Source organism: Streptomyces sp. NPDC005181, assembly GCF_040608395.1.
Taxonomy (GTDB): domain Bacteria; phylum Actinomycetota; class Actinomycetes; order Streptomycetales; family Streptomycetaceae; genus Streptomyces.
In genome coordinates, this window is the sequence record NZ_JBEXID010000029.1 from 46,604 (window position 1) to 69,161 (window position 22,558).

Here is a 22,558-nt window from a genome sequence, read left to right on the forward strand (position 1 = left end):
GTGACGACTTAGGGGGCCGCCGGTAAGCCCGTCAGGTAACTGCCGGGGAACAGATTGCCGGGCGGCCTCCCAAGTGACCCCTACGCACGGTAAATTTCAGGCCATGCCACGTGGACGTCATCGCCATTCGCCACCTCTGCACAGAATCCTTCCTCCTTCGGTCGTCGCCGGAGCGGCAGTCGTCTGTGCGGCGGGCGCCTGGCTGCTCTCCGAACCCCTGCTCCTGCGCGGACTGGTTGCCGCCGCGGCGGCCACCGCTGTCACCGGCGCGTATCTGATGCGCGCCTGGGACCGGGAAGCGGGCCGCCGCGTCGCGGAGCTGACGCGCGCCCGCGCCAGCGACGAATGGAAGACCGAGGAGCGCGTAGCGGAGCTCGAGGCCGACCTCGACGAGTCGCGGGCGCTGCGCCTCCGGCTGGAGACGAAGCTGCGCCGCAAGCGTGTGGAGCTCGCCGGCCTGCGTGGTGAGCACGCCGCACTGCTGCGCCGGTACGCCAACGCCGAGACCGAGCGGGCCAGCGCGCTGGAGGGCCGCAGGCAGCTCGCGATCGAAGCGGCCGCCACGCCCCGGGAGCTGCCCACCGCCCGTTCCACGCCGACGCCGGCCGCGTATCTGCGCGCCGCCCAGGCCCTGCAGGACCTCACTCGCAACGCCGCTCTCCAGGAGGCCCGCCGCACCGCCGAGCAGGCCAGGAAGCGTGATCTCGAGGAGCGCGCCCGGGAGGCCGAGGAGCCGCAGGGGAAGCATGCGGCGACCGCGGCGCCGGGTACCGAGCAGCACCACCGCCCGCAGGCCGCCCTGCCCCCGGCCCGCCGCCCGTCGACCGCGCTCCCGGCGCCGCGCACGGTCCCGGCTGCCAGCGCGGTCGCTCCGTACGCCGCGTCACGCCGTCATCCGGTGCCGCAGGGAAGCTTCGACTTCTTCGGTACGCAGAAGGCGCACGCCGCGATCGAGTCCGTGCAGAACGAGGACCTCGCGGACGTGGTGGGCGAGGAGGCGCTGGCCGCGCACCGCACGGGCACGGCCGCGAACCGTGCCGTCGGCAAGGTCATCGACCTGACCGCGCACGACGAGACCGAGCAGCTGGACGTCGCCGAACTGCGCACCGCGATCTCGTAGCGGCGCAGCGGCGCCGGTCCCGGCGCCCTGCGGGCTACTTGTCGATGTCGCCGACGACGAAGAACAGCGAGCCCAGGATCGCCACCATGTCGGCGACGAGTGTGCCCGGCAGCAGCTCGGTGAGCGCCTGGATGTTGTTGTACGAGGCGGAGCGGAGCTTCAGCCGGTACGGAGTCTTCTCGCCCTTGGACACCAGGTAGTAGCCGTTGATGCCGAGCGGGTTCTCGGTCCAGGCGTAGGTGTGGCCCTCGGGGGCCTTGAGCACCTTGGGCAGGCGCTGGTTGATCGGACCGGGCGCCAGCCCGGCCATCCGGTCCAGGCAGGCGTCTGCCAGGTCCAGCCCGTTGTGGGTCTGCTCCAGCAGGCATTCGAACCGGGCCAGGCAGTCGCCCTCGGTGCGGGTGACGACCTTGAGGGTGTCCTGCAGCTCCCCGTACGCGAGATACGGCTCGTCGCGCCTGAGATCGAAGTCGACCCCGGAGGCGCGGGCGATCGGACCGGACACCCCGTACGCGTGCACGGTCTCGGCAGACAGCACGCCGACACCGCGGGTACGGCCCCGGAAGATCTCGTTGCCGAGCACCAGCCTGTCGTACACGTCCATCCGCGAGCGGACCGATGCGACGGCGTCCCGGGCACGGCCAAGCCAGCCCGCCGGGAGGTCCTCCTTGAGACCGCCGACCCGGTTGAACATGTAGTGCATCCGGCCGCCGGAGACCTCCTCCATCACGGCCTGGAGCTCCTCGCGCTCCCGGAAGGCGTAGAACACCGGGGTGATACCGCCCAGTTCGAGCGGGTACGAACCGAGGAACATCAGATGGTTCAGCACCCGGTTCAGCTCGGCGAGCAGGGTCCGCGTCCAGACCGCGCGCTCCGGGACCTCCATACCGAGCATCCGCTCGACGGCCATCACGACGCCCAGCTCGTTGGAGAACGCCGACAGCCAGTCGTGACGGTTGGCGAGCATCACGATCTGCCGGTAGTCGCGGGCCTCGAAGAGCTTCTCCGCGCCGCGGTGCATATAGCCGATGACCGGCTCGGCGTGCTGGATCCGCTCGCCGTCGAGGACGATCCGCAGACGGAGCACGCCGTGGGTCGAGGGGTGCTGGGGCCCGATGTTGAGCACCATGTCGGTGCTCTCCGCCGCGCCGCCGATGCCGACTGTCGTCTCCGTCATACGGCCAGTATTCCCTGCGCGTCGCACAACGTGCTCCGGGCCCCGGGCTTTCGGGCCCGTCCGCCCGGCACCCTGAGCCGTGTTCCCACCGGGACGCTGCCCCGGACCCCGCTCCTCGATCGCCGGAGGGGCTTGAGAGGCCGTCGGCATGGCTGGGGAGGCTGCCGGAGCGGGAGGGGCTGGAGGGGCTTGGTGCGCTGGGCCCTCAGGTGCTCGCGCCCACCCGTTGCATCAGCCAGCCGAAGTCGCCGAGCCCGCCCCGCGCGGTCAGCTCCGCCGCCTCACCCGCCGACGCGAGCGCGCGCACGTACCCGACCGGATCGGTCGAGGCCAGGGCGAGCGACGGCCGCTCCCCGCTGATTCCCAGGCCCCGCAGCGCCTCCCGCTGATCCACCACCTCGGGCTCCGCACCGCCCACCGCCCCGGCCGCCGCGCACGCGTCCAGCGCCACATGCGAGGTGAGGTCGCAGCTGCCGTCCGGCACCGGCCGCACCTCGCGCCCCGCCCGGAAGCCGGTCAGCGTGCCGAACGGCGGCCGTGCCTGCCGTACGTGGGCGTAGTCGACGGCCACTGCGAGCCCCGCGGACAGGGTGGAGACCGCCCGCGCCCATGCCTCGTCGCGAGGCCGGCCGATCTCCGCGCGGCTGCCCGGCCCGGCCGACGGCCACCAGCGCCGCAGCCAGGTGGCGTCCGCTCCGGTCACCGGTTCACCCAGCCGTTCCGTGCCGTCCGCCGTCCTGACGAGGACATACCGTTCGATGCCGTCCGCATCGGTCTCTGCGATCGGCGTCGGGACATTGTCCAGCCACTCGTTGGCGAACAACAGCCCCCGCACCCCCTGCGGCGGCTCGGCGCACCACTCGATCCGGGGGTCCAGACCGCCCGGCCGCCCGGCGATCTCCACGGCGTACGCCCGTACCGAAAACCCCGCTGCGGCGATGCCCGGCAGCGCCGCAAGCACCCCCGTCACCAGCTCCCCCCGCCCGGCCCCGAGATCCACCAGATCGACCGTGTCCGTCCCCAGCTCCCGCGCCGTCCTGACCAGCAGCCGGGCCACGGCGGCGGCGAACAGCGGGGACGCGTGCACGGACGTGCGGAAATGCCCGGCCGGTCCTTCGGAGCTCCGGTAGAACCCACCGTCCCCGTACAAAGCGGCCTCGGCCGCCTCCTGCCACCCACGCCACTCATCCGTCACGGGGCCAAGTCTCCACCTTGGGGAGTACGGTCCCAGGAACTGGATCGGTCCTCCGGCTGACCCGCCCACCTGTCGGCTGTCCCTACGCTGGGTTACGTGCAGCGCCTCTACGACTTCATCCGCAGACACCCGACGGGCGTCGACATCTTCTGGGCTGTCGTCCTCCTCGGGCTCTCCGGCGTGTCCGTCGTGAGCGACCAGAGCCGCAGTGCGCAGAGGCTCGCCGCCGTGCCGGTCGTCATCGGCCTCTGCCTGGCCGTCGCGCTGCGCCGCAAGGCACCGGAGAAGATGCTGCTGCTTGCCGTCGCGGCGGGCGTCGCGCAACTGATGCTCGACGTCAGGCCGAACGTCGCGAACTTCGCCATGCTGGTGATCACCTTCACGGTGGCCGCGGTCGGCGAGCGATGGGCATCACGGCTCGCACTGATCTGCAGCCTGTGCGCGGCCGGTCTCTCGCAGCTGCGCTGGCCCAGCGACACCCGGGGCGGCTGGGCCCAGGAGGTCTTCGTCGTCATCGTCATGACCGTGCCGTTCGTCCTCGCCTGGGTGCTCGGCGACTCGATGCGGACCCGGCGGGCGTACTTCAGCCAGCTGGAGGAGCGGGCCGCACGGCTGGAGCGGGAGCGCGAGGCGCAGTCGAAGGTCGCGGTGGCCGCCGAGCGGGCCCGTATCGCCCGCGAACTGCATGATGTCGTCGCGCACAACGTCTCGGTGATGGTGGTGCAGGCCGACGGTGCGGCGTACGTGATGGACGCGGCGCCCGACCAGGCCCGGCAGGCCCTGGAGACCATCTCCAGCACCGGCAGGCAGGCCCTCGCCGAGATGCGCCGGCTGCTCGGCGTGCTGCGGACCGGCGACAGCCAGGAGAGCGGCGAGTACGTCCCGCAGCCCGATGTCGAGCAGATCGAGGACCTGATCGAGCAGGTCCGCCAGACCGGTCTGGCGGTGGACTTCAAGATCGAGGGCACGCCCCGGCCGCTTCCCAGCGGGGTCGAGCTGACCGCGTACCGCATCGTGCAGGAAGCCCTGACCAACACCCGCAAGCACGGCGGCCCGGACGCCGGGGCCAGCGTCCGGCTGGTCTACTTCGACGACGGGCTCGGGCTGCTGGTCGAGGACGACGGCCGGGGCGCCGCGCACGAACTGTACGAGGACGGCGGCGCCGACGGCGCAGGTCACGGGATGATCGGTATGCGCGAGCGGGTCGGCATGGTCGGCGGCACGCTGGACGCCGGGCCGCGGCCCGGCGGCGGGTTCCGGATCAGTGCACTGCTGCCGCTCAAGCCCGCCCACTAGCCCACTGCCCCTTGCTGGACAGGAAACAGGAGACAAGGACCCTCATGGCGATCCGCGTGATGCTCGTCGACGACCAGGTGCTGTTGCGCACCGGCTTCCGGATGGTGCTCGCGGCGCAGCCGGACATGGCGGTCGTCGCCGAGGCCGGCGACGGCGCGGAGGCGATCGAGAACCTTCGCTCCACCGCCGTCGACGTGGTGCTGATGGACGTACGCATGCCGAGGCTGGACGGTGTCGAGGCGACCCGGCGCATCTGCGCCCGGCCCGATGCACCCAAGGTGCTCATCCTGACCACGTTCGACCTGGACGAATACGCCTTCTCCGGTCTGAAGGCCGGAGCCAGCGGCTTCATGCTCAAGGACGTGCCGCCGGCCGAACTGCTCGGCGCGATCCGTTCGGTGCACAGCGGCGACGCGGTCGTCGCCCCGTCCACCACCCGACGGCTGCTCGACCGCTTCTCGTCCCTGCTGCCGAGCAGCACGGACGAACCCAAGCACAGGGACATCGGCAAGCTCACCGAGCGCGAACGCGAAGTGATGCTGCTGGTCGCGCAGGGCATGTCGAACGGCGAGATCGCGGCGCGGCTGGTGCTCTCCGAAGCGACGGTGAAGACGCACGTCGGCCGCATCCTCACCAAGCTGAACCTGCGCGACCGGGTGCAGGTCGTCGTGCTCGCGTACGAGACGGGGCTGGTGCGGGCCGGCGGGGGCGGGGCGGGCTGACACGGGCGGACGCGCCGGTCACCTCACCGCAGCACGCCCTCCAGGAAGTCGCTGCCGAGCCGGGCCACCACCGTCAGGTCCAGCTGGTGCAGTACGTACCGGCCGCGCCGCCGCGTGGTGACCAGCCCGGCCTTCTTCAGTACCGAAAGATGGCGGGAGACCTCTGGCGCCGTGATGCTGTGCGAGTCGGCGAGTTCACCGGTCGTGTACGGGGAACGGGCGAGGTTGCGGCACAGCCGCATCCGCATGGGGTGGGCCAGCGCCTCCAGCCGCAGCTGGAGCATTTCGACCGAGGCGGGGGAGGGCAGCTCGGGGCGGCGCACCGGATAGTGGATCACCGGGCGCCAGCCCGGCGCGTGCAGCACCATCAGATGCGGCCAGCCGAAGCTGGTCGGGATGAGCGTGAGCCCGGCGCCGACGGCCGGGTCCGTCGCGGTGGTCGAGCCCTCCGTCATCTTGTCGGCGCTGATCCTGCACGCGTCCTCGTCGAGCGAGAGCGCGGCGGACACCGCGCCCAACGCCTCACCGGCTCCCTTGCGACGCAACAGATCCGTCTTGTGCCGGGCGTCGGCGACCAGCTGGACCTGGACGCGCCGCCAGGTGTCCGCGAAGAACGCCTGGTCGCAGTCCTCGAAGAGACGCCGGACCCAGCGGCGCACGGGGGCGGGGTCGGCCAGCAGTTGCCGGGTGAACTCCAGCTGCCGCGGGCCGCGCGCCGCCGCCATGTCCAGTGCGCGGGCGCGCATCAGCGGGTCGCCGAGCGGGGAGGGTGCGCCGGTCCCGTACAGGCTGGCGCAGGTGAACTCCAGGGCGGAGGCGACGAACCGCTCGTCGTCCAGCCGGTCGAGGATGTCCAGATCCTCGGCAAGCGTCGCCCCGGTCCGGCCGTCGCCGCCGCGCACCCCGGCGAACGGCATGAAGACGTCGGAGAACGTGTTGCGCCACAGGAATTCGGCCTCGTGCAGCCGGTCGGCCAGGTCGGGCTCCAGCGAGGCGGCGGTCGCCGTCGCCCAGCCGTGAAGTCCGGGATGGTGCCCCGGCTCGGAGAGCGCATGCAGAGCCAGCCCCAGCTCGGCGAGGGGCGAGGTCTCGAAGACGATGTGCTCGGGCGGCAGTCCCGCGATGTCGATATTCACGCTCACCCCTCCATAGTGCGGGGTGAGGTGAAAGCGTTACGTGCCATTTGACGGTGGTCGTCAATCGTCGCGCGGGACCGCCGGGACAGGCCCACGCTGAGTTCATGGACGCCATTCAGCAGCACATGATCGACAGCTACCGCGCAGCCCAGCACGGGGAACTGCCGCCGCCGCCGCTGCCCGGCCGGCACGACTGGGCGGTGGTACGGGACGTACGCGACCGGCGCCGCTTCGACGCGGTGATGGCGGGCCGCCCGGCACGCCGCCGCTGGCGCACGGCGCTACGCGAACTGTTCACCCACAGCCACGACTCCACCCCACCGGCCAACTCCAGCCCGCCGGGCAACTCCCGCCCGTCCGGCGCTTGAGGACAGAACGGCCACCGGGCGGACCCGGTGCCCCACCCCCCCGCTAACCCAACCGCTTCACGAACTCGCCCACCGCCACCCGCACATCCCGCGCGGTCCACTCCAGGCCTGCCTCCGACACCGTGACCTCCGTGTACGACACCCCGGGAGGTCCTGCCGCAGCCGGGTGCCACCTGCGGAAGAGCGCCACGCCCGTCTCCTCCGCCTGCCGTACCCCCGCCTCGTCCAGGACGTCCGTCCCGTACGGCAGCCACACCTGGAACTGGTGCGTGTGCGGCGGTTCCGGATGCACCCGGAACCACGGAACCGCGGATTCCGCGAAGCCCTCGGCCAGCGCCCCGGCCACCACCTTCGCCTGCGCCACGTACGACGACAGCTTCGGCAGCTCCCGGTCCAGGCCGATGAGCGCGGAGAGTGCCGCCGGGAACTGCTGGTAGAGCTGGCCGCCGTACCGGTGACGCCAGGTGCGGGCCTCCTCGATCAGGGGCTCCGGACCGGCGAGCGCGGCCCCGGACAGCCCGCCGAGCGTCTTGTAGAACGACACGTACACGCTGTCCGCGAGCGCCGCGATCTCCGGCAGCCCGCGTCCGAAGCGCGGGGCGCACTCCCACAGCCGCGCGCCGTCGAAGTGCACCACTGCATCGCGTTCGCGGGCGGCCGCCACCACGGCCTCCAGCTCCTCCCACTCCGGCAGCACGAAACCGGCGTCGCGCAGCGGCAGCTCCAGCATCAGCGTGCCGAACGGTTCGGCGAAGTCGCGGATCTCCTGCGCGGTGGGCAGCCGCGGCTCGGACGTCGGATGGACGGTACGCAGCCCGCTCACCGACCCCAGGGCACCGCGCTCGTGCACCTCCGGGTGGGCGAGCGGGTGCAGTGCCACGGTCGGGCTGCCGGTGCGCCCCGCCCAGCAGCGCAGCGCGACCTGCTGCGCCATCGTTCCGGTCGGGAAGAAGGCTGCGGCCTCCATGCCGAGCAGATCGGCGATGCGCTGCTCCAGTACGTCGACGATCCCGTCGCCATAGATGTCCGCGGGCCGGTCCAGGTCGGCCACGGAGCCGGCGTACGCGCCCAGGTCGGCCAGCTGCTCGCCGAGGGTGCGGTCGACGGGCGGCCGCGAAAGGATCCGCTCGGCCTGCCGCCAGGCGGCGATCCGGCGGAACCGTTCAGCCGTTTCACGGTCCGTCTCACCGTCCCGTATCCCGTCGCCGGCCCGGTCCCGGACCTCGTCGCTGATCTCGCCCTGCGCCTGCGCTCGTGCCTGCTCATGCCTGTCTGCCATGGGACGATCATCACGCAGAAGACGGCCCCCGCCCATACGGTGGCGAGGTCCCCGCCCCGGTGGCCATCCACGCGGCCGTCCACAGCCTGTGGACGGCCGGAGGTCCGGGCGAAACGCTGGCGTAGCATGCAGAGAAATCGTCCGGTACCCCCCGCGGACTGGAACGGAAGGCCATCGCCGCGTGAACGCAACAGCACCCAAGGAGCCCCTCGACGCGAGGGACCGTCCCGCCCGCCTCACTGTGGGCGTCGTGGGCGCGGGCAGGGTCGGCCCTGCCCTTGCCGCGTCCCTGCAGCTCGCCGGTCACCGCCCGGTCGCCGTGTCGGGCGTCTCCGACGCGTCGGTGCGCCGAGCGGCCGCGCTCCTGCCCGACGTACCCCTCGTACCGCCCGCCGAGGTGCTCGCGCGTGCCGAGCTGGTCCTGCTGACCGTGCCCGACGACGCCCTGCCCGGTCTCGTCGAGGGCCTTGCCGAGACAGGTGCGGTCCGCCCGGGGCAGCTGATCGTCCACACGTCGGGGCGGTACGGGACACGTGTCCTGGATCCCGCCCTGCGGGCCGGCGCGCTGCCGCTCGCCCTGCACCCGGCGATGACGTTCACCGGCACCAGCGTCGACGTCCAGCGGCTGGCCGGCTGCTCCTTCGGCGTCACCGCGCCCGAGGAGCTGCGGCTCGCCGCCGAGGCGCTCGTCATCGAGATGGGCGGTGAGCCCGAATGGATCGCGGAGGAGTCCCGTCCGCTCTATCACGCGGCGCTCGCCCTAGGCGCGAACCACCTCGTCACGCTGGTCGCCCAGTCGATGGAGCTGCTGCGTACGGCAGGGGTCGAGGCCCCCGACCGGATGCTCGGCCCGCTCCTCGGCGCCGCGCTCGACAACGCCCTGCGTTCCGGTGACGGCGCGCTGACCGGCCCGGTCGCCCGCGGCGACGCGGGCACGGTCGCCGCGCACATCGGCGAGCTGCGCAGGCACGCCCCGCAGACCGTGGCCGGCTACCTCGCGATGGCCCGCGCCACCGCCGACCGGGCGCTGGCGCACGGCATGCTCAAGCCGGAGCTGGCGGAGGACCTGCTCGGCGTCCTGGCCGACGGAGCCACGGGCGCAGGCACCACGGGCGGCACCGGACCGGGAGAGACCCGATGACCGAAACCTCCACCACTCTGCTCCGTACGTCCGCCGAACTCGACGCGACCGGCGGACGCAAGGGGCCGCGGGCCGTCGTCATGACCATGGGCGCCCTGCATGAGGGTCACGCCACCCTGATCCGCGCAGCCCGCGCCGCCGCGGGCCCGGACGGCCAGGTCGTCGTCACCGTCTTCGTCAACCCGCTCCAGTTCGGGGAGGCCGCGGACCTCGACCGCTACCCCCGTACCCTCGACACCGATCTCGCCGTCGCGGGCGCGGCCGGTGCCGACGTGGTCTTCGCCCCGTCCGTCGACGAGGTGTACCCCGGCGGTGAGCCGCAGGTCAGGATCGCCGCGGGCCCCATGGGCGAGCGTCTGGAAGGGGCGTTTCGTCCCGACCACTTCGACGGAATGCTGACCGTCGTCGCCAAGTTCCTGCACCTCACCCGCCCCGATGTCGCGTTCTACGGGCAGAAGGACGCCCAGCAGCTGGCGCTGATCCGCCGCATGGTGCGCGACCTGAACTTCCCGGTGGAGATCGTCGGCGTGGAGACGGTCCGTGAGCCGGACGGCCTCGCGCTCTCCAGCCGCAACCGCTTCCTCGACGCCCAGGAGCGCCACACCGCGCTGGCCCTGTCCCGGGCCCTGTTCGCGGCCCGCGACAGGCTCGCCGCCCAGCAGGCGCTGCACGCACGCGCGCAGACCACCGCGGCGACGACGGGCCGGGCCGCCGCGCTCACCCGGCTCGGCGAGGCCCGAGCGGCCGCCGACACCCAGGCGGTGGCCCGGGCCAGGCCGGACGACGGACCCGCGGCGGTGCGCGCCGCCGCGCGCATGATCCTCGACGACGCGGCCGCCGAACAACCCCCGCTCGCCCTGGACTATCTGGCGCTCGTGGACCCGGCGGACTTCACCGAGATCCCCGACGACCGGACCACCGGTGACGCGATCCTCGCCGTCGCCGCGAGGGTGGGCGCCACCCGCCTCATCGACAACATCCCGCTGACCTTCGGAGCCGACACGTGACCGGAATACGGCTGACCGCCCCCGCCCCCGGCTGGGCCATCGACGCGGATGTCGTGGTGGTCGGCTCCGGCGTCGCCGGCCTCACCACCGCGCTGCGCTGCGCGGCCGCGGGCCTCGCCACTGTCGTCGTCACCAAGGCCCGGCTCGACGACGGCTCCACCCGCTGGGCGCAGGGCGGTATCGCTGCCGCCCTCGGCGAGGGCGACACCCCGGAACAGCATCTGGCCGACACCCTGGTCGCGGGCGCGGGCCTGTGCGACGAGTCGGCGGTGCGGACGCTGGTCACCGAGGGCCCCGACGCCGTACGCCGTCTGATCAAGACCGGCGCGCACTTCGACACCACCGACACCGGCGACATCGCGCTCACCCGCGAGGGCGGCCACCACCGCCGCCGGATCGCGCACGCCGGCGGGGACGCGACGGGCGCCGAGATCTCCCGCGCCCTGGTCGAGGCGGTCCGCTCCGCGGCCCTCCACACCGTGGAGAACGCTCTGGTCCTGGACCTGCTGACGGACGCCGAAGGCCGCACCGCCGGCGTCACCCTGCACGTCATGGGCGAGGGCCAGCACGACGGTGTCGGCGCGGTCCACGCCCCCGCGGTGGTCCTTGCCACCGGCGGCATGGGCCAGGTCTTCTCCGCCACCACCAACCCGCCGGTCTCCACCGGCGACGGCGTCGCCCTCGCCCTGCGGGCCGGCGCGGAGGTCTCCGACCTCGAATTCGTCCAGTTCCACCCGACGGTGCTCTTCCTCGGCGCCGACTCCGAGGGCCAGCAGCCCCTCGTATCGGAAGCGGTACGGGGCGAGGGCGCCCATCTCGTCGACGCGTCCGGCACGCGGTTCATGGTCGGGCAGCACGAACTGGCGGAACTGGCGCCGCGCGACATCGTCGCCAAGGCCATCACCCGCCAGATGCAGCTGCACGGCACCGAGCACATGTACCTCGACGCCCGCCACTTCGGCGCCGAGATGTGGGAGCGGCGCTTCCCTACAATCCTGGCGGCCTGCCGTGCCCATGGCATCGACCCGGTCACCGAACCGATCCCGGTCGCCCCCGCCGCGCACTACGCCTCCGGCGGCATCCGTACGGATCTGCGCGGCCGGACAACGGTCCCGGGGCTGTACGCGTGCGGTGAGGTTGCCTGCACGGGCGTGCACGGCGCGAACCGGCTGGCGTCCAACTCGCTCCTGGAGGGGCTGGTCTTCGCCGAACGCATCGCGGCGGACATCGTCGAGGACCGGCCGCGCGCGACGGAGGCGGCAGCCCTCGTGACGAAGGCAGCGCCCTTGGTGGCGGACCGCGATACCGACCGGGACACCGCCCGCCCCACGCCCTCACCGCTGCTCGCCCCCGAGGCGCGGACCACGATCCAGCGGATCATGACCCGGGGCGCCGGAGTGCTGCGGTCCGCCGCCAGTCTCGTCACCGCCGCCGACGATCTCGAGGCCCTGCACAACAGTGCGGCCGCCGACGCCTGGGCGACCGGGCCGAAGCGCGCGGAGCCCGGCGTCGAGGCATGGGAGGCCACCAACCTGCTCCTCGTCTCGCGCGTCCTGGTCGCCGCCGCCCGGCAGCGCGAGGAGACCCGCGGTTGCCACTGGCGCGAGGACCGGCCCGATCGGGACGACGAGACCTGGCGCCGCCACCTCGTCGTGCGGCTCACCCCGGACCGCCGGCTCGTCCTCAGCCGTACGGAATCCGAGGCATTCCCGCCCGTACACCCGGCGGGGGCACCAGACTGCGCAGCAGCAACCCCGACCCACCCCACCCCCGAGGAGCCGTAACCGTGAGCACGCCCGAAGAGAATCCGCGCCCCACACCCGTGGACGTACCGCTGATCCAGATCGGCGCGCCCGCACCGTCCGCGGGCGGCTGCGGGGACGCCTGCGGCTGCGGCGGGGACGACGACTACGAGCTGGACCCCCTGGAGTGCGGCCTCGACCCCGACCTCGCCCAGCTCCTCGCCGACGCGGGCCTCGACCCCGTCCAGGTCGAGGACATCGCGCACGTCGCCATCGAGGAGGATCTCGACCACGGCGTGGACGTCACGACCGTTGCGACGGTCTCCGAGGAGGCCATGGCCACCGGTGACTTCACCGCCCGCGAGGCCGGTGTCGTCGCCGGTCTGCGGGTCGCCGAGGCCGTCCTGTCCATCGTCTGTACGGCCGAGTTCGAGGTCGAGCGCCATGTCGAGGACGGCGACCGGGTCGCCCCCGGCCAGAAGCTGCTGACGGTCACCACCCGTACCCGCGACCTGCTCACCGGCGAGCGCAGCGCGCTCAACCTGCTCTGCAGGCTCTCCGGCATCGCGACCGCGACCCGCGCCTGGGCCGACGTGCTCGAAGGCACGAAGGCCAAGGTCCGTGACACCCGCAAGACCACCCCGGGACTGCGCGCCCTGGAGAAGTACGCGGTGCGCTGCGGCGGTGGCGTCAACCACCGGATGTCGCTCTCCGATGCCGCGCTGGTCAAGGACAACCACGTCATCGCGGCGGGCGGTGTCGCCGAGGCGTTCAAGCGGGTGCGGGACGAGTTCCCGGACGTACCGATCGAGGTCGAGGTCGACACCCTGGACCAGGTCCACGAGGTCCTGGCGGCGGGCGCGGACCTGATCCTGCTGGACAACTTCACCCCGGCCGAGACCGAGGAGGCCGTAACGGTCGTCGGCGGCCGCGCGGTCCTGGAGTCGTCCGGCCGGCTCACCCTCGACACGGCCCGCGCCTACGCCGATGCGGGCGTCGACTACCTCGCCGTCGGTGCGCTCACCCACTCCTCGCCGATCCTCGACATCGGCCTGGACTTCCGCGACACCGACGGGGTCGGCGCCTGATGCTGCTCACCATCGACGTCGGCAACACGCACACCGTCCTGGGCCTGTTCGACGGGGAGGAGATCGTCGAGCACTGGCGGATCTCCACCGACGCCCGGCGCACCGCGGACGAGCTCGCGGTGCTGCTCAACGGCCTGATGGGCATGCACCCGCTGCTCGGCGAGGAGCTGGGCGACGGCATCGAGGGCATCGCGATCTGTGCCACCGTTCCGGCGGTGCTGCACGAGCTGCGCGAGGTCACCCGCCGCTACTACGGGGACGTGCCTGCCGTGCTCGTGGAGCCCGGCATCAAGACGGGTGTGCCGATCCTGGTGGACAACCCGAAGGAGGTCGGCGCGGACCGCATCATCAACTCGGTCGCCGCCGTCGAGCTCTACGGCGGTCCGGCGATCGTCGTCGACTTCGGCACGGCCACCACGTTCGACGCGGTCTCCGCCCGGGGCGAGTACGCGGGCGGGGTCATCGCCCCCGGCATCGAGATCTCGGTCGAGGCGCTCGGCGTCAAGGGCGCCCAGCTCCGCAAGATCGAGCTGGCCCGGCCGCGCAGCGTGATCGGGAAGAACACGGTCGAGGCCATGCAGGCGGGCATCGTGTACGGCTTCGCGGGCCAGGTCGACGGGGTCGTCGACCGCATGAAGAAGGAGCTGGCGACCGACCCGGACGACGTCACCGTCATCGCGACCGGCGGCCTTGCTCCGATGGTGTTGGGCGAGTCCTCCGTGATCGACGAGCACGAGCCCTGGCTCACGCTCATAGGCCTGCGTCTGGTGTACGAGCGCAACGTGGCCCGGATGTAGGCGGAGCGCCAGGCACCTGCGGGAACGGTGCGGCGGCGGGACGGCCGCCGCCGCGCCGCCATCGGCCAGCTAAGCCGATTTTGTCCATGTAGCACGTATTGTCGCGTTATGCCCACGCCTTACGGATCACGCGGCGGTATGGCGTTCAGCGCGGACGAGCTGCGAGTGCTCCGACGCGCCCTCGCCAACGCCCTCCACCCCGCGCCCCTGCCCGACGAGGATGTCCAGGACTGCCTGCGGCTCGCGGGCTCCGTCGACGAGGTGGCCGGCGAGGCGGGACGACTGCGCGCGTTCCTCCTCGCCGACCTCGCCCGCTACCGCGACGCCCTCCCCGGCTCCGCCACCGGCTATCTGGAGCTGCTCCAGGACGCCCTGGCCGCCGGTTACGACCCCCGGCCGGAGGATCTGGCCGCACTGCGCCTCCAGCGCGGCAGACCGGTCGCCGCGGCGCTCCTGGAGCGCTGCCAGGTGCTCGCCGAACGGTCGGTGCGGGCCCGGCTCGCAGGGCGGGCTGTACCCGCGACGACCCCCGCCCCACGGAGCCGGCTGCTGGCGCTGCCCGGCGGCCGGGCAGCGGCCGCCGAACCCGAACGGCCGAAGGCCCCGCCCGCCCCGCCCGCCCCGGCCCGTCCCGTGCCACCGGCCGAGCGCCCCGCGCCGAAGCCCTCGGAGGTCTTCCCGCCGCGCCGCCGCCCGGCCCCGCCGGCGCAGCAGCGCGCCGCGGGATAGCCGCGCCGGACGGCGGAGGGGGCACGCGGAAGTCCGTACCGGGCTCGCTACTCTGGACGCCATGGACTACGTATCCGCGCTCGTGCCCCCCGTGGTGATGGCCGCCTTCTTCATCGGCCTCGTCGTGACGATCGTCAAGAGCCAGGGCGGCTCCAACAAGGCCAAGGAAGACGCGGCCGTGGACTCGGCGATCAGCCGCGCCGAGGCGGCGCAGCAGACCCCGCGGACCGACGCGGTCTGACCGGTACCCCGCGTACCGCCACAGCACGGCACTGCATCGCACTGAGTGAAGGGCGTGCGGCTCATCAGGAGGCGCACGCCCTTTTGCTGTGTAAATAACCTGCCATTCCAGACATCTAGCACTATGGTGACGCTGTGCCCCGCCAATTGGGAGAGCTGGAAGACGCCGTGATGACGCGCGTCTGGCAATGGAACCGTCCGGTCACCGTGCGGGAAGTCCTTGAGGACCTTCAGCAGGAACGGTCCATCGCGTACACGACCGTCATGACGGTAATGGACAATCTCCATCAGAAGGGCTGGGTGCGCAGGGAAGTCGAGGGCCGCGCATATCGATATACGGCGGTCTCCACCCGCGCCGCCTACTCGGCCGCGCTGATGAACGAAGCCTGGTCGCACAGCGACAACCCGGCCGCCGCTCTTGTCGCCTTCTTCGGCATGATGTCCGCCGAGCAGCGCGACGCTCTCCGCGATGCGATGCGGATCGTATCCCCGGAGGCCCCGGATGCCGGTGATCGCCCGGTCGATGACGCGGGCCCGGAGACCGAGCGATAGCGTCGGGGCATGTCCGCAGAGCTTCCGCATACAGATTTCCATACCGAACCGTCGGTTATAAACGCGGCCATCACTGTCCGTCGTGCCAGGACGAGCGATGTGCCCTCGGTCCGCCGTCTCCTCGACGGGTACGTACGCGAAGGCATCCTGCTCGACAAAGCGACAGTGACGCTTTACGAGGACATCCAGGAGTTCTGGATCGCGGAACGCGACACGGATGCCCGGGTCATCGGCTGCGGTGCACTCCATGTGATGTGGGAAGACCTCGCCGAAGTCCGTACTCTCGCGGTCGATCACAGCATCAAGGGTGCCGGAGTGGGGCATCAAGTACTGGACAAGCTGTTGCAGACCGCCCGCTGGCTGGGTGTGCGCCGGGTTTTCTGTCTCACCTTCGAAGTCGACTTCTTCGCCAAGCACGGCTTCGTGGAGATCGGAGAGACACCGGTCGACACAGATGTCTACAGCGAGCTGCTGCGTTCCTATGACGAGGGCGTAGCGGAGTTCCTCGGTCTCGAACGAGTGAAGCCGAACACCTTGGGCAACAGCCGGATGCTTCTGCACCTGTGACCGCCGGAAGAAGCCGGAACCCTATGTCCGAATCGCGCATGTTTCCCGCGTTCTTGCACTCCTGAACCTCTGTCAGGGGTTTGTGTTTTCCGGAGAAAAGCGGTTTCCTTTCCGCGTACTGCATTTTCGATGAAAGGAAATCCGGTGGCACAGAAAGTTCAGGTCCTTCTTGTCGATGACCTCGATGGTGTCGAGGCGGACGAGACAGTGACGTTCGCTCTGGATGGCAAGACGTACGAGATTGACCTCACCACGAGCAACGCGGACAAGCTCCGCGGTCTTCTTGAGCCGTACACCAAGGGTGGCCGGCGCACCGGTGGCCGCGCCGCGACCGGTCGTGGCAAGGGTCGCGCCGTTCCCGGTGGCAACAAGGACACCGCCGAGATCCGGAAGTGGGCGCGCGAGAACGGTCACAATGTGAATGACCGCGGTCGTGTTCCGGCAGAGATCCGCGAGGCTTACGAGAAGGCCAACGGCTGAGCTGCCGACTGATCGGCCGTGCATCCCGTTGCCGGCTGTGCTGTTCCGGCATGCATCAACCGGGCCCGGTGGCATTCCGTTGCCACCGCGTCCACGAGCCGTACGAGATCGGGAGCATCCCCACCGCTGCTCCCGAGGCCGGCGAGGGCCGGGAGCTCCGACTCCCCCTCGTGCCGCAGCTCGGGGGGTCGCAGCCACACGGCGGCCCCCGGCGAGCCGGCAGCCCGGCCGGGCGGAGCCGGTGCGATGATCCGCCCGCCCGCACCGATGGCGGTCAGCGTGAGGGCCACCCCGCCCCACTCCAGCCAGTCGAGCAGCCCCGGCAGCTCGTCGGCGCTTCCCGGGGCCACCAGTAGCCCCATGGTCTGCCCTGTCAGCGCCACCGGCCCGGTGCGTCCCACCCGCCGCAGCGCAGCGTGGCCCGCGACCGCGGGCAGTTCCAGGACGTCGAACCGCAGCCCGGTCAGCAACCGGACCGGAGCGGTCCCCGTCGTCGCCCAGCCGAGCTCGCGCTCGTACCACCGCGCATGGTCGCGATCGGCGGCGAGCGGTGAGCGCGGAGGCGGGACGGGGAGGGCCATGCCGGAAGAACTGCTGAGCGGCCTCAAGAGTTACGCAGAGTCTCCGACTGCATGCACAGCGTTTCCGGGTTGGGGGCGTACGAGCGCATTGTGGAGCGCAAGGATGTTCGCCCGTAGCGGAGGGAACCGGTGTGCGCCGCATGGACTGTCTGTAATTGCGGGTAAGACATCCCTAGTGGGGAGGGGCGACACGCAGGCCCGAGACGTCTCACGTTCGCCATCGGCGTACTGGCGATAGGGGTATCTGCCTGGCCTGCGGGAACATCGTCTCGCACCATCGGGTTGGAGCAGTTGTCGGCGTTCGGGGCAGGAGGCCAAGGACGGGTGTCGGCAGTTGGAATGAGCGGTCCCCGCTTGCGGGACTAAGCTGCGGAAGGACAGGGAGGGGACCGACCCCTTACTGCCTGACCGCTCTGAGGAGCGATTAACGATGTTCGAGAGGTTCACCGACCGCGCGCGGCGGGTTGTCGTCCTGGCTCAGGAAGAAGCCCGGATGCTCAACCACAACTACATCGGCACCGAGCACATCCTCCTGGGCCTTATCCACGAGGGTGAGGGTGTCGCCGCTAAGGCCCTGGAGAGCCTCGGGATTTCGCTCGAGGCGGTCCGCCAGCAGGTGGAGGAGATCATCGGTCAGGGCCAGCAGGCCCCGTCCGGGCACATCCCCTTCACTCCGCGAGCCAAGAAGGTCCTGGAGCTGTCGCTCCGCGAGGCTCTTCAGCTCGGCCACAACTACATCGGTACCGAGCACATCCTGCTCGGCCTGATCCGTGAGGGCGAGGGCGTCGCCGCCCAGGTCCTCGTGAAGCTGGGCGCTGACCTGAACCGCGTGCGGCAGCAGGTCATCCAGCTGCTCTCCGGGTACTCGGGAGGCAAGGAGGCGGCCACTGCGGGCGGCCCCGCGGAGGGCACGCCCTCCACGTCCCTGGTGCTCGACCAGTTCGGCCGGAACCTCACCCAGGCCGCTCGCGAATCCAAGCTCGACCCGGTCATCGGGCGCGAGAAGGAGATCGAGCGGGTCATGCAGGTGCTGTCCCGGCGTACCAAGAACAACCCGGTTCTCATCGGCGAGCCCGGCGTCGGCAAGACGGCGGTCGTCGAGGGCCTGGCGCAGGCCATCGTCAAGGGCGAGGTGCCCGAGACCCTCAAGGACAAGCACCTCTACACCCTCGACCTCGGCGCGCTGGTCGCCGGCTCCCGCTACCGCGGTGACTTCGAGGAGCGCCTGAAGAAGGTCCTCAAGGAGATCCGCACCCGCGGCGACATCATCCTGTTCATCGACGAGCTCCACACCCTGGTGGGTGCGGGCGCCGCCGAGGGCGCGATCGACGCGGCGAGCATCCTCAAGCCCATGCTGGCGCGAGGCGAGCTCCAGACGATCGGTGCGACGACGCTCGACGAGTACCGCAAGCACCTGGAGAAGGACGCGGCCCTCGAGCGCCGCTTCCAGCCCATCCAGGTCGCGGAGCCGTCGCTGCCGCACACCATCGAGATCCTCAAGGGTCTGCGCGACCGCTACGAGGCCCACCACCGCGTCTCCATCACGGACGAGGCGCTGGTACAGGCCGCGACGCTGGCCGACCGCTACATCTCGGACCGCTTCCTGCCGGACAAGGCGATCGACCTGATCGACGAGGCCGGTTCCCGGATGCGCATCCGCCGGATGACCGCGCCGCCGGACCTCCGCGAGTTCGACGAGAAGATCGCGGGCGTCCGCCGCGACAAGGAGTCGGCCATCGACTCCCAGGACTTCGAGAAGGCAGCGTCTCTCCGCGACAAGGAGAAGCAGTTGCTGGCGGCGAAGACCAAGCGGGAGAAGGAGTGGAAGGCCGGCGACATGGACGTCGTCGCCGAGGTCGACGGCGAGCTCATCGCCGAAGTCCTGGCCACGGCCACCGGCATCCCGGTCTTCAAGCTGACGGAGGAGGAGTCCTCGCGTCTGCTGCGGATGGAGGACGAGCTCCACAAGCGCGTCATCGGCCAGAAGGACGCCATCAGGGCCCTCTCGCAGGCGATCCGCCGTACGCGAGCCGGTCTGAAGGACCCGAAGCGCCCCGGTGGCTCGTTTATCTTCGCCGGTCCGTCCGGTGTCGGTAAGACCGAGCTCTCCAAGACGCTCGCCGAATTCCTCTTCGGTGACGAGGATGCGCTGATCTCCCTCGACATGTCGGAGTTCAGCGAGAAGCACACGGTTTCCCGCCTCTTCGGTTCTCCCCCCGGTTACGTGGGTTACGAAGAGGGCGGCCAGCTCACCGAGAAGGTGCGCCGCAAGCCGTTCTCCGTCGTCCTCTTCGACGAGGTCGAGAAGGCCCACCCCGATATCTTCAATTCCCTGCTCCAGATTCTGGAAGACGGTCGCCTGACCGACTCCCAGGGCCGGGTCGTGGACTTCAAGAACACGGTCATCATCATGACGACCAACCTCGGGACCCGGGACATCTCCAAGGGCTTCAACCTGGGCTTCGCCGCCCAGGGCGACGTCAAGACCGGCTACGAGCGGATGAAGAACAAGGTCAACGAAGAGCTCAAGCAGCACTTCCGGCCCGAGTTCCTCAACCGTGTCGACGACACGGTCGTCTTCCACCAGCTCACCGAGGAAGACATCATCCAGATCGTCGACCTCATGATCGCCAAGGTGGACGAGCGCCTGAAGGACCGCGACATGGGCATTGAGCTCAGCGCGGAGGCCAAGTCGCTCCTGGCGAAGAAGGGCTACGACCCCGTGATGGGCGCCCGGCCGCTGCGCCGGACGATCCAGCGCGAGATCGAGGACATCCTCTCCGAGAAGATTCTCTTCGGTGAGCTGCGTCCCGGTCACATCGTGGTCGTGGGCACCGAGGGCGAGGGTGAGGACAAGAAGTTCACCTTCCGTGGCGAGGAGAAGTCGGCACTGCCCGACGTCCCGCCGATCGAGCAGGCGGCAGGTGGCGCCGGCCCGAACCTGACGAAGGACGCATAAGGGCGCGTTGAGCGTCTGAGCATGTGAAGGGGCTGGCCCGGACCGTTCCGTACGGTTCCGGGGCAGCCCCTTTTCCTGTGCGGGTCCGGGATCAGCGGGTGATGCGGAGGCCGCCGGCGCCGAGGACGCGGACATCGGTGCCGGCCAGGGCATCGTCCGCCCCGGCCGTCCGGGGGATCGCCGATGGGCAGCCGGGCAGCCGGGCAGCCAGGGGCGGCCCCGCGGGGAGGGGAAGGTGCCGCCCTGCGCGCAGGGCGGCACAGCGGGACGACGAACGGCTCCAGTCCGTTGAGCGCGGGCAGCTACCCGGTCAGCGTGCCGGCCGCCGCGTGCACGGCAGGCCGCCGGATCAGCGTGGTCTTCCCGGCGCCTGCGTCACCGCGCAGCGGGACCCCGGGGCAGGTCGCTGAGCAGAGCGCCGCTGCCCTGGGCGGCCCCGGAGAAGCAGGCTGCGGATCGACGGGATGGCGTCGCCGGGCTCGATTCCGTCCATGTCGCTGGTGACGGCGCTGTCGTCGGCCATGGCTGTCCCACGGGAGTTGAGCGGTCGCCGGTCAGCGTAGGCAGGTTGCAGGCCGAAGGTCCCGAATCGGACGGCCTTTGGTCCCACCGGCGGTGACAAGGCACACAGCCCTTCCGGGGCCTACTACGCGGCATAGGGGATGCGGCCGTCATCGTGCGGGGGGCCTTCGTCCCAGGGTCGACCGGGACCTTCTGGGTGGCGGCGAGAGGTGCCAGGAACGCTGGGTAATGTCCGTTTAGGGCAGTTTGGAACTGGGCTTAAACCTGTCCGCCGGAGGAGATCCGACGAGGTGCGGCACGAGCGGCGCGGAGCCCGCAGCAGCGGATCCCCATGGTGCCGGCTACGGCGTTTGTTCGTAGATGGGGTGTTTGGGCATTGGCGGGGGTCCGGGTTACCAAGGGATAGCCAGCCCGGCGGACAAGCCGGGACGACTTACCTCCGGAGGATCTCCGCTTATGTCGAAGCGCGCTACGTTCCAGCACTCCCGCCGTCCGTCCGTGTCCCGTGTCCGTGGCGCCGTGGTGGCAGCCGGGCTGGGGACGACGATGGTTCTCGGTGCGGGCGCTGCGTTCGCGGCCGGCGCGGCGAGCGCCCCCGGCACGGCGAGCCTGGTCAATGCCGCGGCCGACTCGGTCGCCAGGCAGGCGACCGTGCAGAGCAAGGCGGCCCAGGCTGCCAAGCAGGCGGTGGCCAAGAAGGCCGCCGAGGCGAAGAAGGCGGCCGCGGTCAAGAAGGCGACTGCGAAGAAGGCCGCTCGCCTGGCCGCCTCCTGGGAGGCGCCGGTCAGCCACTACAAGCTGAGCGCCAGCTTCGGCAACGACGGCTCCCGCTGGGCCCACAAGCACTCCGGCCAGGACTTCGCCGTGCCGATCGGCACCAAGGTCGAGGCCGCGCACGGCGGCGTCGTCGTGAAGGCCGGCCCTAACGGCGGCGGCGACGGCCCCGCGTACGGCAACGCCATCGTGATCAAGCACGGCAACGGCACGTACTCGCAGTACGCCCACCTGTCGCAGATCAACGTGCACATCGGCCAGACCGTGCACACCGGGCAGAAGATCGCCCTCTCCGGCAACACCGGTAACTCGAGCGGTCCGCACCTGCACTTCGAGATCCGGAACACCGCGAACTACGGTTCCGCGGTCAACCCGGTCATGTTCCTGCACAAGGAGGGCGTCACGGTCTGACCCGACCGGACGAACCCACCACGGCCCGGGACTCCGCTACTTCGCGGGGCCCGGGCTGTGGGCTTGGGTGACCAGATCGACGGCGACTTCGAGGATGGCCTTGCGCTTGTCCTCGATGTCGCCGTCGAGGTCTTTGAGGACGAACATCCCGGCGTGCATCGAGAAGAGCGCGCTGACGCAGCGGACCTGGTCGACAAGGGCGGCGTCGGGGTCCTTGAGCAGATCGAGCAGCTCCAGGAACCGGTTCTTCGAGGTCTGCCCGATGCTGAGGTCGCGCATGGCCGCCTGGTTCTCCTGCATGAAGCGGAACAGCGGAGCGGCGCTGATCAGCGCGTCGCTGTAACGGACCAGGAGCTCCTTCTTCGTCTCCAGGGTGCGCGGCTGCTCCTTGCCCCAGGCGATCAGCTTCTCGACGGGCCGGTTGAGGTCGTCGAAGATGCTGACGAGGATGTCTTCCTTGGTCTTGAAGTGGTAGTACAGCGCCGCCTTGGTGACGTCCAGCTTCTCGGAGATCTCGCGCAGCGAGGTCTTCTCGTAACCCTGCTCGGCGAAGAGCTCCAGGGCGACGTCCTGGATGCGCTGGCGCGTGTTGCCCCGGCGTGGCTGCGGTGTGCTGCCCATGGTGCTCTCCCAAAAACTTACTTGACGCCCGGCTAGTTACGGGGTCTACTGTCC

At 70.8% G+C, this 22,558-nt stretch carries 22 protein-coding genes; 16 read left to right on the top strand and 6 right to left on the bottom strand.

The window, feature by feature from the left end:
• Window positions 1–103: 103 nt before the first annotated feature.
• Window positions 104–1,120, top strand: a complete 1,017-nt coding sequence (locus ABZV38_RS20020; RefSeq protein WP_356328718.1) for a hypothetical protein — start codon at window positions 104–106, stop codon at window positions 1,118–1,120.
• Between the two features lie 34 nt (window positions 1,121–1,154).
• On the opposite strand, the gene ABZV38_RS20025 is transcribed toward ABZV38_RS20020, so the two are convergent.
• Window positions 1,155–2,297 (bottom strand): NADH-quinone oxidoreductase subunit D, encoded by a 1,143-nt coding sequence (locus ABZV38_RS20025; protein WP_356328720.1) that lies wholly within the window; start codon window positions 2,295–2,297, stop codon window positions 1,155–1,157.
• Between the two features lie 205 nt (window positions 2,298–2,502).
• Window positions 2,503–3,492 (bottom strand): SAM-dependent methyltransferase, encoded by a 990-nt coding sequence (locus ABZV38_RS20030; protein WP_356328721.1) that lies wholly within the window; start codon window positions 3,490–3,492, stop codon window positions 2,503–2,505.
• A gap of 96 nt (window positions 3,493–3,588) precedes the next feature.
• Between ABZV38_RS20030 and ABZV38_RS20035 the strand changes: the two genes are divergently transcribed.
• Both ABZV38_RS20035 and ABZV38_RS20040 read left to right on the top strand, forming a co-directional pair.
• A complete protein-coding gene (locus ABZV38_RS20035) occupies window positions 3,589–4,788 on the top strand; it encodes a sensor histidine kinase (protein WP_356328723.1) in 1,200 nt (399 codons plus the stop codon).
• A 44-nt stretch (window positions 4,789–4,832) separates the two neighbouring features.
• Window positions 4,833–5,510 carry a response regulator transcription factor gene (locus ABZV38_RS20040; RefSeq protein WP_356328725.1) on the top strand — a complete coding sequence of 226 codons (678 nt, stop codon included), beginning with the start codon at window positions 4,833–4,835 and terminating at the stop codon, window positions 5,508–5,510.
• Between the two features lie 23 nt (window positions 5,511–5,533).
• Here ABZV38_RS20040 and ABZV38_RS20045 read toward each other — a convergent pair whose 3' ends face one another.
• Complete coding sequence (locus tag ABZV38_RS20045) at window positions 5,534–6,646, bottom strand: DUF5937 family protein (RefSeq protein ID WP_356328789.1); 1,113 nt, start codon at window positions 6,644–6,646, stop codon at window positions 5,534–5,536.
• A 104-nt stretch (window positions 6,647–6,750) separates the two neighbouring features.
• On the opposite strand from ABZV38_RS20045, the gene ABZV38_RS20050 reads away from it, so the two are divergent.
• The gene (locus ABZV38_RS20050) at window positions 6,751–7,014 is read left to right on the top strand and encodes a hypothetical protein (protein WP_356328726.1); all 264 of its coding nucleotides are present in this window, start codon (window positions 6,751–6,753) and stop codon (window positions 7,012–7,014) included.
• A gap of 43 nt (window positions 7,015–7,057) precedes the next feature.
• Here the strand turns inward: ABZV38_RS20050 and ABZV38_RS20055 are convergent, their stop codons facing one another.
• Window positions 7,058–8,293, bottom strand: a complete 1,236-nt coding sequence (locus ABZV38_RS20055) for a beta-eliminating lyase-related protein (RefSeq protein WP_356328729.1) — start codon at window positions 8,291–8,293, stop codon at window positions 7,058–7,060.
• A 181-nt stretch (window positions 8,294–8,474) separates the two neighbouring features.
• Here ABZV38_RS20055 and ABZV38_RS20060 point away from each other — a divergent pair, with 181 nt between their 5' ends.
• The 10 genes from ABZV38_RS20060 to ABZV38_RS20105 all read left to right on the top strand — a co-directional run bounded on the left by ABZV38_RS20060 (window position 8,475) and on the right by ABZV38_RS20105 (window position 16,636).
• Complete coding sequence (locus ABZV38_RS20060) at window positions 8,475–9,434, top strand: DUF2520 domain-containing protein (RefSeq protein ID WP_356328731.1); 960 nt, start codon at window positions 8,475–8,477, stop codon at window positions 9,432–9,434.
• Complete coding sequence (gene panC / locus ABZV38_RS20065) at window positions 9,431–10,441, top strand: pantoate--beta-alanine ligase (RefSeq protein WP_356328733.1); 1,011 nt, start codon at window positions 9,431–9,433, stop codon at window positions 10,439–10,441. Before ABZV38_RS20060 ends, panC begins: the two co-directional genes overlap by 4 nt.
• Window positions 10,438–12,225 carry an L-aspartate oxidase gene (locus ABZV38_RS20070; RefSeq protein ID WP_356328734.1) on the top strand — a complete coding sequence of 596 codons (1,788 nt, stop codon included), beginning with the start codon at window positions 10,438–10,440 and terminating at the stop codon, window positions 12,223–12,225. Before panC ends, ABZV38_RS20070 begins: the two co-directional genes overlap by 4 nt.
• A gap of 2 nt (window positions 12,226–12,227) precedes the next feature.
• Window positions 12,228–13,271, top strand: coding sequence for a carboxylating nicotinate-nucleotide diphosphorylase (gene nadC, locus ABZV38_RS20075; protein ID WP_356328736.1), 1,044 nt, complete (start codon window positions 12,228–12,230; stop codon window positions 13,269–13,271).
• Window positions 13,271–14,068, top strand: coding sequence for a type III pantothenate kinase (locus ABZV38_RS20080; protein WP_356328737.1), 798 nt, complete (start codon window positions 13,271–13,273; stop codon window positions 14,066–14,068). Before nadC ends, ABZV38_RS20080 begins: the two co-directional genes overlap by 1 nt.
• A gap of 138 nt (window positions 14,069–14,206) precedes the next feature.
• Window positions 14,207–14,797: a hypothetical protein gene (locus tag ABZV38_RS20085; RefSeq protein ID WP_356328791.1), complete on the top strand. Its 591-nt coding sequence runs from the start codon at window positions 14,207–14,209 to the stop codon at window positions 14,795–14,797.
• A gap of 61 nt (window positions 14,798–14,858) precedes the next feature.
• On the top strand, window positions 14,859–15,038 hold the full coding sequence (locus tag ABZV38_RS20090) for a hypothetical protein (protein ID WP_356328739.1): 180 nt from the start codon (window positions 14,859–14,861) through the stop codon (window positions 15,036–15,038).
• Between the two features lie 134 nt (window positions 15,039–15,172).
• On the top strand, window positions 15,173–15,589 hold the full coding sequence (locus tag ABZV38_RS20095) for a BlaI/MecI/CopY family transcriptional regulator (RefSeq protein ID WP_356328741.1): 417 nt from the start codon (window positions 15,173–15,175) through the stop codon (window positions 15,587–15,589).
• Between the two features lie 9 nt (window positions 15,590–15,598).
• Window positions 15,599–16,156, top strand: coding sequence for an amino-acid N-acetyltransferase (locus ABZV38_RS20100; protein WP_356328743.1), 558 nt, complete (start codon window positions 15,599–15,601; stop codon window positions 16,154–16,156).
• Window positions 16,157–16,300: 144 nt separating this feature from the next.
• Window positions 16,301–16,636: an Lsr2 family protein gene (locus ABZV38_RS20105; RefSeq protein WP_275535396.1), complete on the top strand. Its 336-nt coding sequence runs from the start codon at window positions 16,301–16,303 to the stop codon at window positions 16,634–16,636.
• Here the strand turns inward: ABZV38_RS20105 and ABZV38_RS20110 are convergent.
• Window positions 16,615–17,217 carry an SCO3374 family protein gene (locus tag ABZV38_RS20110; RefSeq protein ID WP_356328753.1) on the bottom strand — a complete coding sequence of 201 codons (603 nt, stop codon included), beginning with the start codon at window positions 17,215–17,217 and terminating at the stop codon, window positions 16,615–16,617. The two genes, ABZV38_RS20105 and ABZV38_RS20110, sit on opposite strands and share 22 nt — an antisense overlap.
• Before the next feature lie 430 nt (window positions 17,218–17,647).
• On the opposite strand from ABZV38_RS20110, the gene ABZV38_RS20115 reads away from it, so the two are divergent.
• Both ABZV38_RS20115 and ABZV38_RS20120 read left to right on the top strand, forming a co-directional pair.
• Entirely contained in the window at window positions 17,648–20,176 is a 2,529-nt protein-coding gene (locus tag ABZV38_RS20115) for an ATP-dependent Clp protease ATP-binding subunit (RefSeq protein WP_330245155.1), read from the top strand.
• Between the two features lie 978 nt (window positions 20,177–21,154).
• Window positions 21,155–21,883 (top strand): M23 family metallopeptidase, encoded by a 729-nt coding sequence (locus ABZV38_RS20120; RefSeq protein ID WP_356328755.1) that lies wholly within the window; start codon window positions 21,155–21,157, stop codon window positions 21,881–21,883.
• Window positions 21,884–21,919: 36 nt separating this feature from the next.
• On the opposite strand, the gene ABZV38_RS20125 is transcribed toward ABZV38_RS20120, so the two are convergent.
• Window positions 21,920–22,504 carry a TetR/AcrR family transcriptional regulator gene (locus tag ABZV38_RS20125; protein ID WP_356328757.1) on the bottom strand — a complete coding sequence of 195 codons (585 nt, stop codon included), beginning with the start codon at window positions 22,502–22,504 and terminating at the stop codon, window positions 21,920–21,922.
• Between the last annotated feature and the right edge of the window lie 54 nt (window positions 22,505–22,558).